Annotated in this window: 14 protein-coding genes; all 14 read left to right on the forward strand. The window is 29.4% G+C overall.

The window, feature by feature from the left end; translation table 11 throughout:
• The first annotated feature begins 3 nt into the window (after positions 1-3).
• A complete protein-coding gene (locus HSACCH_RS04195; RefSeq protein WP_005488100.1) occupies positions 4-1,734 on the forward strand; it encodes an NAD(P)/FAD-dependent oxidoreductase in 1,731 nt (576 codons plus the stop codon).
• Between the two features lie 831 nt (positions 1,735-2,565).
• The gene (locus HSACCH_RS04200) at positions 2,566-3,228 is read left to right on the forward strand and encodes a cyclase family protein (protein WP_005488101.1); all 663 of its coding nucleotides are present in this window, start codon (positions 2,566-2,568) and stop codon (positions 3,226-3,228) included.
• 43 nt (positions 3,229-3,271) lie between these two features.
• Positions 3,272-4,051, forward strand: a complete 780-nt coding sequence (locus tag HSACCH_RS04205) for an IclR family transcriptional regulator (RefSeq protein ID WP_005488102.1) — start codon at positions 3,272-3,274, stop codon at positions 4,049-4,051.
• Positions 4,052-4,149: 98 nt separating this feature from the next.
• Positions 4,150-5,136 (forward strand): 2-dehydro-3-deoxygalactonokinase, encoded by a 987-nt coding sequence (locus HSACCH_RS04210; RefSeq protein ID WP_005488103.1) that lies wholly within the window; start codon positions 4,150-4,152, stop codon positions 5,134-5,136.
• A gap of 119 nt (positions 5,137-5,255) precedes the next feature.
• Positions 5,256-6,347 carry a sugar ABC transporter substrate-binding protein gene (locus tag HSACCH_RS04215; RefSeq protein ID WP_005488105.1) on the forward strand — a complete coding sequence of 364 codons (1,092 nt, stop codon included), beginning with the start codon at positions 5,256-5,258 and terminating at the stop codon, positions 6,345-6,347.
• A 57-nt stretch (positions 6,348-6,404) separates the two neighbouring features.
• A complete protein-coding gene (locus HSACCH_RS04220) occupies positions 6,405-7,907 on the forward strand; it encodes a sugar ABC transporter ATP-binding protein (protein ID WP_005488107.1) in 1,503 nt (500 codons plus the stop codon).
• On the forward strand, positions 7,907-8,872 hold the full coding sequence (locus HSACCH_RS04225) for an ABC transporter permease (RefSeq protein ID WP_005488108.1): 966 nt from the start codon (positions 7,907-7,909) through the stop codon (positions 8,870-8,872). The genes HSACCH_RS04220 and HSACCH_RS04225 overlap by 1 nt, the downstream gene beginning before the upstream one ends.
• 26 nt (positions 8,873-8,898) lie before the next feature.
• Positions 8,899-10,044: a galactonate dehydratase gene (dgoD, locus tag HSACCH_RS04230; protein ID WP_005488109.1), complete on the forward strand. Its 1,146-nt coding sequence runs from the start codon at positions 8,899-8,901 to the stop codon at positions 10,042-10,044.
• Between the two features lie 23 nt (positions 10,045-10,067).
• Complete coding sequence (locus HSACCH_RS04235) at positions 10,068-10,703, forward strand: bifunctional 4-hydroxy-2-oxoglutarate aldolase/2-dehydro-3-deoxy-phosphogluconate aldolase (protein ID WP_005488110.1); 636 nt, start codon at positions 10,068-10,070, stop codon at positions 10,701-10,703.
• 555 nt (positions 10,704-11,258) lie between these two features.
• Entirely contained in the window at positions 11,259-11,456 is a 198-nt protein-coding gene (locus tag HSACCH_RS04240; protein WP_005488111.1) for a hypothetical protein, read from the forward strand.
• A gap of 25 nt (positions 11,457-11,481) precedes the next feature.
• A complete protein-coding gene (locus tag HSACCH_RS04245; protein WP_005488112.1) occupies positions 11,482-12,636 on the forward strand; it encodes a plasmid pRiA4b ORF-3 family protein in 1,155 nt (384 codons plus the stop codon).
• Positions 12,637-12,707: 71 nt separating this feature from the next.
• Positions 12,708-13,400 (forward strand): hypothetical protein, encoded by a 693-nt coding sequence (locus tag HSACCH_RS04250; protein ID WP_005488113.1) that lies wholly within the window; start codon positions 12,708-12,710, stop codon positions 13,398-13,400.
• Between the two features lie 92 nt (positions 13,401-13,492).
• Positions 13,493-13,711: a hypothetical protein gene (locus HSACCH_RS04255; protein ID WP_005488114.1), complete on the forward strand. Its 219-nt coding sequence runs from the start codon at positions 13,493-13,495 to the stop codon at positions 13,709-13,711.
• Between the two features lie 14 nt (positions 13,712-13,725).
• Positions 13,726-14,007, forward strand: coding sequence for a hypothetical protein (locus tag HSACCH_RS04260; protein WP_005488115.1), 282 nt, complete (start codon positions 13,726-13,728; stop codon positions 14,005-14,007).
• The last annotated feature ends 167 nt before the right edge of the window (positions 14,008-14,174 follow it).

Genomic DNA, 14,174 nt, shown 5'->3' on the forward strand with positions numbered 1-14,174 from the left:
AAAATGATTGCTCATCTGAAAAAATTAATTAAAGAAAATGAGAAGCTAAATCGATATGATATTAATATAGAAGAGCTTGAGAATAATGTTATCAAATTAAATGGCAAGGTAGACAGTTGGGGTGATGTAGTTGATTTTGGACATCTGGCAGCCAGTCTTGATCAGGTAAAAGGTGTAATTAATGAACTATATACAGCAGAAAGTATAAAAAAGAATATGGAAAAAAAGGTGAAAATAAATTTAGAAAAAGATAAGATTATAAAAAAAACAGATGTCTTAATAGTAGGTGCAGGTATCACAGGTTCAGCAATAGCAAGAGAGCTGGCAAAATATGATCTCGATATTACAGTAATTGAAAAGAATTCTGATATAGCTGAGGGAACCACAAAGGCTAATAATGGTATGGTTCATTCAGGCTATGCAGCGACTCCTGGTAGCCTAAAAGCAGAATTAAATGTAAAAGGAAATGCAAAATATGATAAATGGTCTAAAGAGTTAAAATTTGATTTTGATCGAACAGGATCATTTGTTGTCGGGTTTGATGAAGATGACAGCGCTCATATTCAGGAATATTACGAAAAGGGAGAGAAGAATGGAGTTCCAGGAATCGAGATTCTGACAGGAGACAAAGCAAGAGAAATTGAAGAAAATTTATCAGAGGATGTTAAATCAGCCTTATGGACACCTAGCGCAGGTTATGTAGCACCATATGAAGTAGCAATTGCACTTGCAGAAAATGCAGTCGAAAATGGAGTCGAGATATTATTAGATACAGAACTGATTGCAGTAGATAATGCAGCAGATAAAATCAATATTGCTTATACTAATCAGGGCCGCATAGAATGCAGTTATTTAATCAATGCAGCAGGAGTTTATGCAGATCAGGTAGCAGAAATGGCAGGAGATAGGCAGTTTACAATTCATCCCCGTAGAGGAACCCTGATTATTTTTGATAAAGAAAAAGCAAAGGTTCTCAAAAGTGCAGTCGGGACAACTCCTTCTAAGCATACAAAGGGAGGGGTTGCACAGCGCACACCTGAAGGAAATCCACTTTGGGGACCAACTGCAGTCGAAGTAGCAGATAAAACAAATACAGCAGTCAGCCAAGAAGATCTCGATACAATAATTAATAAATTCACTACTATAGTCGGAGGAATAGATAAAAAAGATATGATAACAAGTTTTAGTGGAGTTAGAGCAGCAAACTATAAAGAGGACTTCGTAATCGAAGCATCAGAAAAAATAAAAGGCTTAATTCAGGCTGCAGCTATCCAGTCACCAGGTTTGGCATCATCCCCTGCTATTGCCGAAAAAATTGTTAATATATTATTAAATGAAGAAAAAAAATTAAAACTGCTGGGCAGAAAAATAAAGAAAAAAAATAATTTTCAAGCAGAAAGAGTGGTAAATAAACCTTTTCATCAGTGCAGCAATCATGAAAAAGAAAAACTATTGGCTGAAGATCCGGCCTATGGCCATGTGATCTGCCGATGCGAAAACGTAACAGAAGCAGAAATAGTAAGTGCGATTCACGGTAAGATTCCAGCCCGTACAGTAGATGCAATAAAGAGAAGGACAAGAGCAGGAATGGGCCGCTGCCAGGCAGGTTTTTGTGGACCAAGAGTTGTAAAAATCCTTGCCAGAGAGCTTGGTATTGATTCTGAAAAGATAACTAAAAAGGGAGAAGGCTCAAATATAGTTAATTACAGAATAAAAGAGCTGCTCTTTGATTAAAATTATAACTATTAATACCAGACAACTTAGTTATGTTGACTGGTATTTTTTTGTTTTATAAGTCGAAAAAAAATAGTTAGAAAGTTTTAAACTTATCTAATTCAGTTTTAAACCTTTTAAAAGCTGTCTCCAAGCCTTAATAAAATATACCAGATTAAAATAATAAATAATAGAATGATTGCACTGTGAAAAGTCTAAAACAATCTGAAACGAACCGAATTTAAGAAAATATTACAAAGACAGAGTATTTAAGCCTGGTCATCTATGCTTGAATATTATATAATAATAAAAATCATTTTGAAAATAAGGAGAATATATTTAGGTTATTTTAACAAAACACTAATTTGCGACATAATACTCTCACACCCCTGTGGTATTTTTTAATTGAAATTGCTTTTATTAAACTAAATTTGGACTGATAAAACAAGAAGCTCCAATACTGCCATATTCTGAATAAAATTATTAATGTAGAAAAAAAGGATTATTTATTAACGAAATAATATTATAAAGTTTTCTGGAGAGATAGAGTGAGATGGTGAATTAAGCATTTAAGAAAAATTAGAGTTAGATATTTAAGACAGCAGTGAATCAAAAAATGTATTGGCAAGTTCAATTTTTAGAAAAAAGGTGGATAAATTTGTAGAAGTTGTAAATAAAGATGATCATATAATTAATAGTTATATAAGGGATACTTTATTTATAAGATAAATTGGATAAATTGTACAATTAGATTTGACAAAATTATCAGAAAATGATAAATTTAAAGTATATTAAAAATATTGAACAAAGTTCACATATGAGAACTCAAAAATGAAGAAGGAGGAAAAATTCATGTATGATATTTCAATGGAAATAAAAGAAGATATGATTGTATATAAAAATATCGAAGATTTGAAACCTAAATTTAAAACTAATTTAACATTTGAAAATGATGATGTTTATGATAGTCAAATTGAAATGAATCTTCATACTGGTACACACATTGATACACCTTTTCATAGATTTAAAAATGGGAAAAAAAGCAATGATTATTTTGAAGAAAATCCTTTTTATGAAGCTAAAGTATTAGATTTAAGTCACAAAAAAGAAAAAATAACAAAAAATGATTTAGAAAAATATGAAATTAAAAAAAATATGTTTATAATTTTAAAAACTAAAAATTCTGAAAAAAATTATTTAAAAAATAATCCGGAAAAATTTATCTATCTTGGTATCTCTGGTGCTGAATATTTAAAAAATATGAATATAAGTGGTGTAGGAATAGATACTAATGGAATCGAAAGAGATCAAGAAGGTGCCCCCACTCATAAAATTCTTTTAAAAAATAATATTATAATTTTAGAGGGATTGAAATTAAATAAAATCCCCGAAAAAGAATATATATTATTGCTTTCTCTTTTAAAAGTGTCTAATAGGGAAGGGATGCCAGGTAGAGCATATCTTTTTGACAAAAAAGAAATTGATGTTTCTAATATAATAAATGATAAATATTAATTATTTTTTATAAATATTATATAAATTATAAAGGAGAATATTTATGGTCAGACTAAATAAATCTGCATTACGAGTTACTGAAATATTATCATTAATTTCTAAATCACAAGAATCGTTAACAATATCTGAAGTAAGTACTACTTTAGATATTCCCAAAAGCAGTACTTTTAATCTTCTATATACTTTAGTAGAAAAGGATTTTTTAGAAATTGATGATGATAAATTAAAAACCTTTAAGTTAGGATTAAAATCATTTGAGGTAGGCACTTCTTATTTGCAGGATAGAAAAGTATCTCAAGTAGCCGTTCCATTAGTTGAAAAATTAATGAGTGAAGTAAAAAATACTGTTTTTTTAGCAGTAGAGGATAAGAATGAACTTGTATATTTGAATAAATCTGAACCTTTAAATGAAGTAAGAACTACTGCTAAACTTGGTTCTAGAATGCCTATGTATTGCACCGGATTGGGAAAAGCAATACTTGCTACTTATTCTAATGAACATATAAAAACAAAATTTTCAAATGAAAATTTAAAAGCTGTCACTAAATATACAATAACAAATATAAACGACTTGATAAAAGATTTAGAAATGATAAGATCTAGAGGTTATTCAATTGATAATAGAGAAAGTGAAGAAAAATTATTTTGCTTGGCAGCACCAATTTATGATTTCAGTGAAAAAGCAATCGCTACAATAAGTATAGCTACACTTTATTCTGAAATAACTGAAGATAAAATTGAAGAATATAGTAGAAAAGTCAGAGAAACTGCTTTAAATATTTCAAGAAAATTAGGATTTATGAAAAAAGATTTATATTTTTAAAAGCAAATTATTTTATCTAAATATTGAACAACTTTCTCATATGTGAACATTGTTTTATATTATAATATTCAGAAAATATAGAAAAAGGAGGAATGATTTTGAAAAATATATTAACTATAGATACTGGAACAACGAATACCCGGGTAAAAATTTTTTTAGATGATAAAATAATTGCTAAAGCTGATAAAAAAATAGGAGTTCGAAATAACACTAATTTAAAAAAGAACCAAAAATTTAAGAAAGAGATAGATAATTTAATTACAAAGGTTTTATCAAAAGCTAATATAAAAAAGAAACAATTAGATTTGACTCTTGGAATTGGTATGCTTTCCTCTGATATTGGCTTGTATGAAGTTCCTCATGTCTTTTTTCCAGCTGGTAAAGTTGAAATTGCTAAAGGAATTAAAAAAAAGAAAATCTTTGATATTCCAATAAATTTTATTCCAGGAGTTAGAACAGCTATTGAAAATGTCACTTTAAATAACTGTGAGGAAGTAGATATGATGAGAGGAGAGGAAGCAGAAGTTTTTGGAATAGTTAAATATTTAAAATTACAGGGTCCATTGTTAATAATTTTACCTGGTTCACATACTAAATTTATTTTTTTAAATGACAAAAATAAAATTAGTAAAAGTATCACTACTTTGGCAGGAGAATTAATAGCAGAATTAACTAATAACTCAATATTATCTAGTTCATTAGAAAGTACATTTGCGAAAAATATAGAAAAAGATTTTTTACTAAAAGGAGCTGAGCTTTCAAATAAAATTGGTTCAAATAGATCCAGTTTTATTACTAGAATCTTAGAACAATTCGGTAGTAATACAGTTAATCAAAGAGCTAATTATTTATTGGGAACTATTTTAAGTAATGATTTATTAGCAGTTAAAAGTTATCAAGAATCAAATATGCATCATAAATTACCTGTAGTTATTGGAGGGAATAATTTAATTAAAGATGCTTTTGGTCTTCTTATAAAGGAAGATGATTATTTTAAAACGGACCCTATAATTATTGAAGACAATATAATAAAAAATATGTCATCAATTGGAGCTATTGAAATTGCTAAAAATTTAAATTTATAAATTTTATTAACTACTAAATTTTTTAATAGGGAGGTGACTGTAAATCATAATTAAATTAAAAGTAGTTTAAAAAGTAAAATTATTAGAAAAAGTCAAAATTTATAAGGGGGATATTAATAATGAGAAAAATATTTTCTTTGGTGTTGGTAACAATTTTTTTGGTAAGTATGATTACTATTTCTGTATCTGCGCAAGAAAGTGATTTTTTTAAAAAGAATATTGAAAATCAAGGAATTAAAGAAAATGGAGAACCTTTACAAGTAGGGATAACTGTAGCAGAAATGGCAAGTGAATTTATAGTTTCATTACAACAATATTCTAAATGGATGTTAGAAGAAGCAGGGGCAGAAGTTACAGTTTCTAATCCAAACTATGATGTAAATAAACAGATGTCTCAAATAGAAGATTTTATTCAAACTGGTAAAGATGTAATTATTATTCAGGCTACTGACAGTGAAGCTATTGCACCTGCAGTAAAAAAAGCAAATGAAGCTAATATACCAGTTATAGCAATTGTTAGACCTATACATGGTGAAGATATTACAGTAAATATGACCACATATGGTGATGATCAATTAATGGGTAAAAAAGCAGCACAGGTTCTTGTAGAAGAATTTGAGGAAAATAATGTTGAAAATGCTAAAATAGCAACTGTTCAGGGAGATTTAGCTACTGCAAACGCAAGAGGAAGATCCGATGGATTTACAAATGAAATAGCAAAATATGATAATATAGAAATAGTAAGTCAGAGAGCAAGTGAATGGAAACCAGAAAAAGCAATGGCCGCTATTACTGATGTTTTAAATGCTCATCCTGATTTAGACGGAGTCTTCAGTCATAATGATGGAATGGTTCCTGGAGTAATTTCTGCATTAAAACAATCTGGAAAACCTATTTCTCAAGAAGCTGACGGACATGTAACCATAGTATCTGTAGATGGTTCCCCATATGCTTTGGAGCAAATTCGCGAAGGAAATTTAAAAGCTTCAGTTGAATATTCTCCTTTAATGATGGCAACTATAGCTGTAAAAGGTTCATTAACCCGAGTAGCAAAAGGGTTACCACTTAATGAGGAAGTAGTTCAATTTGAGCCAATAGTAATAACAAAAGAAAATGTTGATTCTCAGAAATTATGGGGTAATTTTGACGTATCTTCAGAAACAATATGGCCTATGACAGAGGGAATTTGGAACAATTACCTAAATTATTAAAATTAATAAGGGATGCATTAGTAACTAATGCATCCCTTTAAAATAGGGTGATATTATATGGAGAATAAATTATTAAAACTTGAAAAAATTTCGAAAAGTTTTGGTGGAGTTCAGGCATTAGATAAAGTTGATTTTGATGTAAATAAAGGAGAGATACATGGTTTACTGGGGGAGAATGGGGCTGGTAAATCTACTTTAATGAAAATTATAAGTGGAGCACTTAACCAGGATGAAGGCAAGATAAAATTAGAAGATGAGGAAGTAAAATTGAAGTCACCTTTAGATGCAGAAAATAGAGGTATAGCAATGGTTTATCAGGAATTGAATTTGCTTAATGATCTAAGTGTTACAGAAAATATTTTTATTTCTGAATTCAATCAGAAAAATTATGGGAAAATAAATTGGAAAGATCTATATAAAAGAGCGGAAAATGAAATGAAAAAGCTAGAAGTAAATATTGATGTTAGAAAAAAAATAAAAGAAATTAGTGTAGCCGAACAACAAATTGTTGCTATTATAAGAGCTTTAGTTTCTGAAAGTAAAATTTTAATAATGGATGAACCAACTTCTGCTTTATCATTAAAAGATATCGAGTTTTTATTAGAATTTTTACAAAAATTAAAAGAAAAAGGTTATTCTATTATTTTTATAACTCATAAATTAGATGAAGTTCTAGAAATAACAGATAGAATAACTGTTTTAAGAAATGGAAAAAAAATTAAGAATTTAAAAACTGATCAAACCGATGAAAATGAATTATCTAAATTAATTATAGGACGCTCAGTAGAGAATATTTATCCAAAAATAAATCAAAATAGAGGTAAAAAATTATTAGAATTAAATGATATTAGTTTAAAAAATAAATTGAAAAATATTTCTTTTAGTCTGTTTGAGGGTGAAATACTTGGAATAGTTGGATTATTGGGTGCAGGAAAAACTGAGATAGGAAAAACAATATTAGGAGCATATAAAAGAAAAGAGGTTACAGGAGATATTTATTTTAATGAAGAAAAAATATTTAATAAAAATCCTCATCAAGCTATAGAAAGAGGGATTGGTTTTGTACCTGAAGATAGATCTTCTGAGGGTTTACTTACTAAACAGGATGTGAAGTTTAATATTTCTTTAAGTGCTTTAAAAGAAATTTCTGAAAAGAAAATTATTAAAAATAACAAAGAAAAAAAACTAGTAAAAAATTTAGTAAATAAATTACAAATTAAGTGTTCTTCTATTAATCAAAAAGTAACAGATTTAAGTGGTGGTAATCAGCAGAAAGTTGTATTATCAAAATGGCTGGCCAATCAATCAAAAATAATTATTTTTGATGAACCGACTCGCGGTATAGACGTTGGAGCAAAAATTGAAGTTTATAACTTTTTTAAAGAGTTATTAGATATGGGAGTAGGTATTTTACTTTTATCTTCTGAAGTGCCTGAAATTCATGGTATAGCTGATAGAATTTTAGTATTAAATAATGGCCAAATAACAAATGAGCAAAACAAGTCTGAAGTTTCAAAAGATGAGTTGCAAAAATTAGTTATGGCAGGGGGGTTAAAGTAATGAATAATGTTTCAAAAAAATTCAAAGAGGTAGTTCAATCTGAATTTGCTATTTTATTTATTTTAATTGGGATTGGTATTGTTGTTTCTTTTCTTTCTCCACACTTTCTAACTGTAAATAATATTCTAAATATATTACAAAGATCTGCCATTATAGGTGTGGTAGCTTTAGGAATGACATTTGTAATTTTAACAGGTGGGATTGATTTATCTGTTGGAGGCCAGGTAGTTCTTATTGGTATGGTTGGGGCCATGATGATGGTAAATGGCATGAGTATGATACTTGCAGTAATAATGATGATAGGGTTGGGCATCATTTTAGGAGCAATAAATGGTTTTAACGTTTCAGTATTAAAATTACCACCCTTTATTGCTACTTTAGCCATGATGAACATATCAAGGGGTTTGTCTTTATATATAAGTAAAGGTAAAACTATTTTTGGACTTCCTAGTTCATATGAATTTTTTGGTTTAGCAAGAATTTTTAAAATACCAGTGGCTATATATATTTACGGATTACTATTTATAGCAACTTATTATATTTTAAATTATACAACATTTGGGAGAAAAGTTTATGCTTCTGGTAGTAATAAAAAGGCAGCCTGGCTGTCAGGTATAGAAGTGAATAAAATTAAATTTTTTGTATATATAGTTAACGGTATTATGGCTTCTGTTGCAGCCATTATATTAACATCAAAATTAACTGCTGCTCCAGGAACTATGGGAGAAGGTTTAGAACTAGATGCTATAGCTTCTGTTGTTATTGGAGGGACTAGTTTATTTGGTGGCGAAGGTAATATTGCAGGTACAGTAGTAGGTACTTTAATTATTGTTACGATTGGAAATGCTATGAATCTTTTAGCAGTTTCACCATTTTTGCAAAGTGTAATTAAAGGATTAGTAATACTTTTTGCTATTATTCTTGATATGTGGAGAAAAGGATATATAGGTAATAAAAATGTATAATATCTTAATTAAGGTAGGGGAATAAAATGAAAATTACTAAAATAGAGCTATATAAAGTGCCTCCAAGATGGCTTTTTTTAAAAATGATAACTGATAAAGGTATTATTGGGTGGGGGGAGCCTGTTATTGAAGGAAGAGCTGAAACTGTTAAATCAGCTGTATTAGAAATGAGTGATTATTTAATTGGAAAAGATCCTTTAAAAATTGAAGATCACTGGCAAAAACTTTACAGAGGGGGCTTCTATAGAGGTGGACCAATTTTAATGAGCGCTATTTCAGGAATTGATCAGGCATTATGGGATATTAAAGGAAAATATTATGATGCACCAATTTATGAATTTTTGGGTGGAAAAGCCAGAAATAAAATAAAAGTTTATTCCTGGATAGGAGGAGATAGACCTGAAAATGTTGCTGAAGAAGCTGAAAAAAAATTAAAACAGGGTTTTCAAGCCATTAAAATGAATGCTTCAGAAGAAATGCATTATATTGATGATTATGATAAAGTTGAAAATGTTATAAAAAGAGTAGAAGCAGTTAGAAAAAAAACTAATAAAAATTTTGGTATTGCAGTAGATTTTCATGGAAGAGTTCATAGAGCAATGGCAAAAGTCCTTTTTAAAAAATTAGCTGATTATAATCTTATGTTTATTGAAGAACCAATATTATCAGAAAACCTTGAATCTTTAAATCAATTAACTAGTTATGGAATTCCTATTGCATTAGGAGAAAGATTATTTAGTAGATGGGATTTTAAAGATGTAATAAGTAATGGCAATGTGGATATATTACAGCCTGATTTATCTCATGCTGGCGGGATTTCAGAAGTGAAAAAAATTGCAACAATGGCAGAGGCGTATGATATAGCAATAGCTCCTCATTGTCCCTTAGGACCTGTTAGCTTAGCTGCTGCAATTCAAGTTGACACCTGCACTCCTAATGTTTTCATTCAAGAACAAAGTTTAGGAATTCATTATAACAAAGGCAATGACTTGTTAGATTATATTAACAATAAAAAAATTTTTAAATATAATGATGGATATTTAGAAATACCCCAAAAGTCTGGATTGGGTATAAGTATTAATGAAGAAAAAGTTAAACAAATGGCTAGTCAAGGTCATGATTGGAAAAATCCAATTTGGCGAAATAAAGATGGTACTATAGCAGAATGGTAAGTATATTATAGGGGTGAATATATATGAATAAAAAATCAGATATTATAAAATCAATAAAAGATAATAAAATTATAGCTATTATTCGAGGTGTTGATAATAGTAATCAAGCTCTCGAAGTAGTTCAATCTCTTTATGAAGGAGGAATAAAATTAGTAGAAGTAGCCTTTAATACAAATAATGCTGAAAAAATTATAGAAAGTATTGATAAAAAATTTGGTGATTCTATGCATATTGGGGCAGGAACTGTACTTGATAGTGAAACTGCAAAGACAGCAATTCAAGCAGGATCAGACTTTATTCTTAGTCCTATTGTAAATAAAGAAATGATTCATTGTTGTAATCGATATGGAAAAGTATCTATCCCTGGTGCAGCTACGCCAACTGAAGTTATTAATGCAATGAATGAAGGAGCAGACTTAATAAAATTTTTTCCGGCTGAAGCTTCTGGTGTTAAGTATATGAAAAGTTTACAGGGTCCCTTAGATCACGTTGAATTTATAGCAGTAGGAGGCGTTAATTTAAATAATATAAATGAATTTTTAAATAGTGGAGCAGTTGCAGTAGGAATAGGAAGTTCTTTGATTAATAATGAAGATGTAAAAAATAATAATTATGCGACTATTACTGAAAAAGCTAAGAATTTTATTGAAATAATTTAACTAATCATATTATTAACTTCAGCTGCAGGCATTATCATGGCACAGAGACCGAGAAATGGTATTCACAGTCCAGAAAATATCGTAAATAACTATCCAGTATTTGAACTTAGCGAAAAACAAATAGCAGATTTAGAATTCATGTTTTAGGAAGAAAATCTGACCAGAGATTTATATGCTCGCTTAGCTGAAGAATGGAGTCTGCTCGCTTTTGAGAACATCTCCCAATCAGAAGCACAGCAATGGCAGTCTTAGCAGCTTTATTATGATAAATATAAGTTAAAATACTAATAACAGACCAAATCATATTGAAAATAGAAAGTAATATAAGAATAAATTTAAGAGGAGCCTCTAGTTGATAACTGGAAGGCTCTTTTTCTTGTTATTTCAGATAGCTTAGAATTTAGAAATTATTTAATTACCCGATCTTCTGTGATATAATTTAAGTAGTTTAAATTATAGATAAATTAATATTAAAAGATTTTCAAGTATTCTGATCCAGACAACTAAATAAGGTAAGAGATGATTTAAATTTGGATGAACTTAAGGAGGCTAATTGTGACTTGCAAATGGTATCCAGTCTGTCCAATGAAAAGATTTTATGAGGCTGGTGAAATAGATAAAAAGTGGGTTGAAAACTACTGTCATGGTCAAAATAAAAGCTGTCATCGTTATCAAATGGAAGAAAAAGGAGAATATCACCCTGATAATATGCTGCCTGATGGCAGTATTAACCAGAATTTAAGCTGTAAATAAAAATATAAATAAAGGATTGATAATTATGCTGATTCAGGCAACAAATAAATTAAGAGATGAATTAAATTTAAAAGAGCTTAAACCGAAAGAAAGACCTCCCTTATTTTCCTGGCATGCTAATTTTTTTAGATTAAACCGCCGTAAAACAGTAGTTTTGGTTAATGATGCTACTGATTATACAGTGATTTTATATGGATTAAAAAAAGATGATTTTAATAATTTTGAGGATCGAGTCAAAGCAGGAATAAGAAGAGCTTTTGAACGAGAGGGAATTAAAGCAAGTTTAATCGAAAAATATTTAGATCAATTTGAAGATTTTTGCTATCAGAAAGCAAAAGATAGAAGTTACATAGCGAGAATGAATAATTCCTGTAAAATGACGAAGCGATTTGCTGATAGATTAAATGAAAATGAAATTTATCAGTCGCGCGTAGCAAAAAATATAAATAATATGTCGCGCAAAGATGATAAGAAAGATTACTTTTATCCTGATGAAACATTACAGCATGAATTAGCAGAATATTTTGGCGAAAAAGAGGTAATTCAAACTCAGGCTGCAGTTTTAAAAGTTGAACTGGAACTCGGTGAATATCAAGCCTGGAGAAAGATAATAGTGCCTTTAAACTATACATTTCGAGAACTGCACAATATTCTTCAAAAACTATATAACTGGCAGGATTATCACCTGCATGATTTCTTTGTTTACAGTGAAGAAAAAGATAAAACTAAAAATTGGAATCAATCAGAATATCACAGAGATGGATTCAAAGCTGTTTTAAATCTGGCTATGAACCAGGAAAATCTTGATTATAATAGAGATCAGTTAAACTTTGCCGCTGAGGATTTTGAGCAGGCAATAGAAAATGAAGTTAAACTGAAAGACGTTCTACCTGCTAGGATCAAGTATATTTATGATTACGGGGATAACTGGCATCATTATTTAGAAACTGAAGAAATTATAGAAGATTATAATAAGAATACTCCGAGCTTTTTAGAAGGAGAAGGAACTGCCCCCCCAGAAGATGTAGGAGGAGTAGGCGGGTTTAGTGAATTTATGAGCATTATCTCCAATCCAGATCATGAAGAATATGAGTCTATGCTGGAGTGGGCTGAAAGTCAGAGATTTAAAGAGTATGATCCGGAAGATATTAAATCTGATTTAAGACTTTATATTTATTAAACTTTTAGATAATTATGCTTAATCTTGAATTTAAAAATAGCTTGCTTTAAAAGAATAGGAGGATGATAAAAATGGATAGTCTAAAACAATTATTAAATGACTTCCTAGCAGACCAGGATCAAAGGTTAAGCAAGAGAACATATAATGACTACACTAATGTAATATCTCTTTTTGAAGATTATTTAAATAGTTATGCTTATATGTTTTTACCAGAGGAAGAACAGGATAACTTTGAAGAAAAAGCTATCTATGGAGAAGATAATTACTGTGAGATGTATTCGATTGATAAACTCAGCAGTATGCAGATCGATGAATTTATGACTGATTTTATGATTCGGAAAGTAATGGCTGAAAAATATTTAATGAAAAAAACAGCAACTGTAATGCGGCGCTTCACTAAATGGTTGAAAAATAATAATTATATTGATAATAAAAAATTTGATGAGATTTATTCAACAATTAATGAGTTTAAAGATGTTCTACCCAAAGTGGTAGAGTTTTCTGATTTACTTTATGATGAATCAATTAAAAATGAATTTAATAACTATAATTCCTATGAGGAAGGTAATTATGCCATAACTAAAATCAAACAGGGTAAATTATGGGTTAAGGATTATATGGAAGGTAAAGAAGAGATAGGACCAGTTGTAGTTCCTAAAAAAATAACTGATTTAGCAGTAAAAGATTGTTTTGTTTATTTAGAACTCGGCAAAAAGGGAGATAAATATTATATAGTAAATAGCGGTAATGTTTATCCGCTTTAATATTAAATAATCTTTAAGAGCGGATAATGTTAAAGGATTAGAAGAATATAAGAATTAGATAATTTTTCTTGTCATTTCAAAAGGAGTTAAAAATGAATGCTTACAGCAAAAAAACTAAAAAAGAAGTTAGGCGGCTGGCTGCTCTTGCACATGAAAGAGAACTAAAAAAAGCTTTATCTGATCTCAATGTAAAATTTAAGCAGTGGGAAAAGGAAAAAATTGATTCTTTTGAATTGGACAGTGAAATACACAAATTTCATAATAAGATATCAAGAGAAATCTTCAAAAAATATAACAGCTATTATTTTTAATTGGAGGGGTACTAATGTTTGCACCCAAAAGAAATAGATATAACAAAAAACAGAGACTTGCTGCTGCAGAAAAATGGATTACTGAATATGAAGGTAAAAATCTGGTTAAAGGTTATAGCAAATGGTTTGGAGTCGACAAAATCTGTGCGATAAATGAACTGGAACTACTGGGCCATGATATAGATTCAGAATATAAAGAGCAGATTTATAAACATGAAATAGAGAAAGAAGATGCAAAAAAGGCAAATAATATCAGTAGAAATTATGATAAAGATGATTTTGATGTATCTTTTTGATTATTATTATCAAGAATAGAGGTGTTAAAAAATGACACTAAAAGTTGATTTAAAAGATGTTTTAGAAGCATTAGTACTTAGAATCAGAGAGAGTAATTTTCTTAGCTAAAAAGTTCACCCAATTTAAGGTTAAAAATTAAAATTTACCTGTTATTCGGTGAAACTAG

The organism is Halanaerobium saccharolyticum subsp. saccharolyticum DSM 6643, from assembly GCF_000350165.1.
Lineage (GTDB): Bacteria > Bacillota > Halanaerobiia > Halanaerobiales > Halanaerobiaceae > Halanaerobium > Halanaerobium saccharolyticum.

What these genes read in the sequence shown, in the direction of transcription:
- HSACCH_RS04235 (WP_005488110.1), top strand. Translation starts at nt 10,068, where the DNA reads ATGAATAAAAAATCAGATATTATAAAATCAATAAAAGATAATAAAATT.
- dgoD (WP_005488109.1), top strand. Translation starts at nt 8,899, where the DNA reads ATGAAAATTACTAAAATAGAGCTATATAAAGTGCCTCCAAGATGGCTT.
- HSACCH_RS04220 (WP_005488107.1), top strand. Translation starts at nt 6,405, where the DNA reads ATGGAGAATAAATTATTAAAACTTGAAAAAATTTCGAAAAGTTTTGGT.
- HSACCH_RS04260 (WP_005488115.1), top strand. Translation starts at nt 13,726, where the DNA reads ATGTTTGCACCCAAAAGAAATAGATATAACAAAAAACAGAGACTTGCT.
- HSACCH_RS04255 (WP_005488114.1), top strand. Translation starts at nt 13,493, where the DNA reads ATGAATGCTTACAGCAAAAAAACTAAAAAAGAAGTTAGGCGGCTGGCT.
- HSACCH_RS04245 (WP_005488112.1), top strand. Translation starts at nt 11,482, where the DNA reads ATGCTGATTCAGGCAACAAATAAATTAAGAGATGAATTAAATTTAAAA.
- HSACCH_RS04250 (WP_005488113.1), top strand. Translation starts at nt 12,708, where the DNA reads ATGGATAGTCTAAAACAATTATTAAATGACTTCCTAGCAGACCAGGAT.
- HSACCH_RS04200 (WP_005488101.1), top strand. Translation starts at nt 2,566, where the DNA reads ATGTATGATATTTCAATGGAAATAAAAGAAGATATGATTGTATATAAA.
- HSACCH_RS04215 (WP_005488105.1), top strand. Translation starts at nt 5,256, where the DNA reads ATGAGAAAAATATTTTCTTTGGTGTTGGTAACAATTTTTTTGGTAAGT.
- HSACCH_RS04195 (WP_005488100.1), top strand. Translation starts at nt 4, where the DNA reads ATGATTGCTCATCTGAAAAAATTAATTAAAGAAAATGAGAAGCTAAAT.
- HSACCH_RS04205 (WP_005488102.1), top strand. Translation starts at nt 3,272, where the DNA reads ATGGTCAGACTAAATAAATCTGCATTACGAGTTACTGAAATATTATCA.
- HSACCH_RS04225 (WP_005488108.1), top strand. Translation starts at nt 7,907, where the DNA reads ATGAATAATGTTTCAAAAAAATTCAAAGAGGTAGTTCAATCTGAATTT.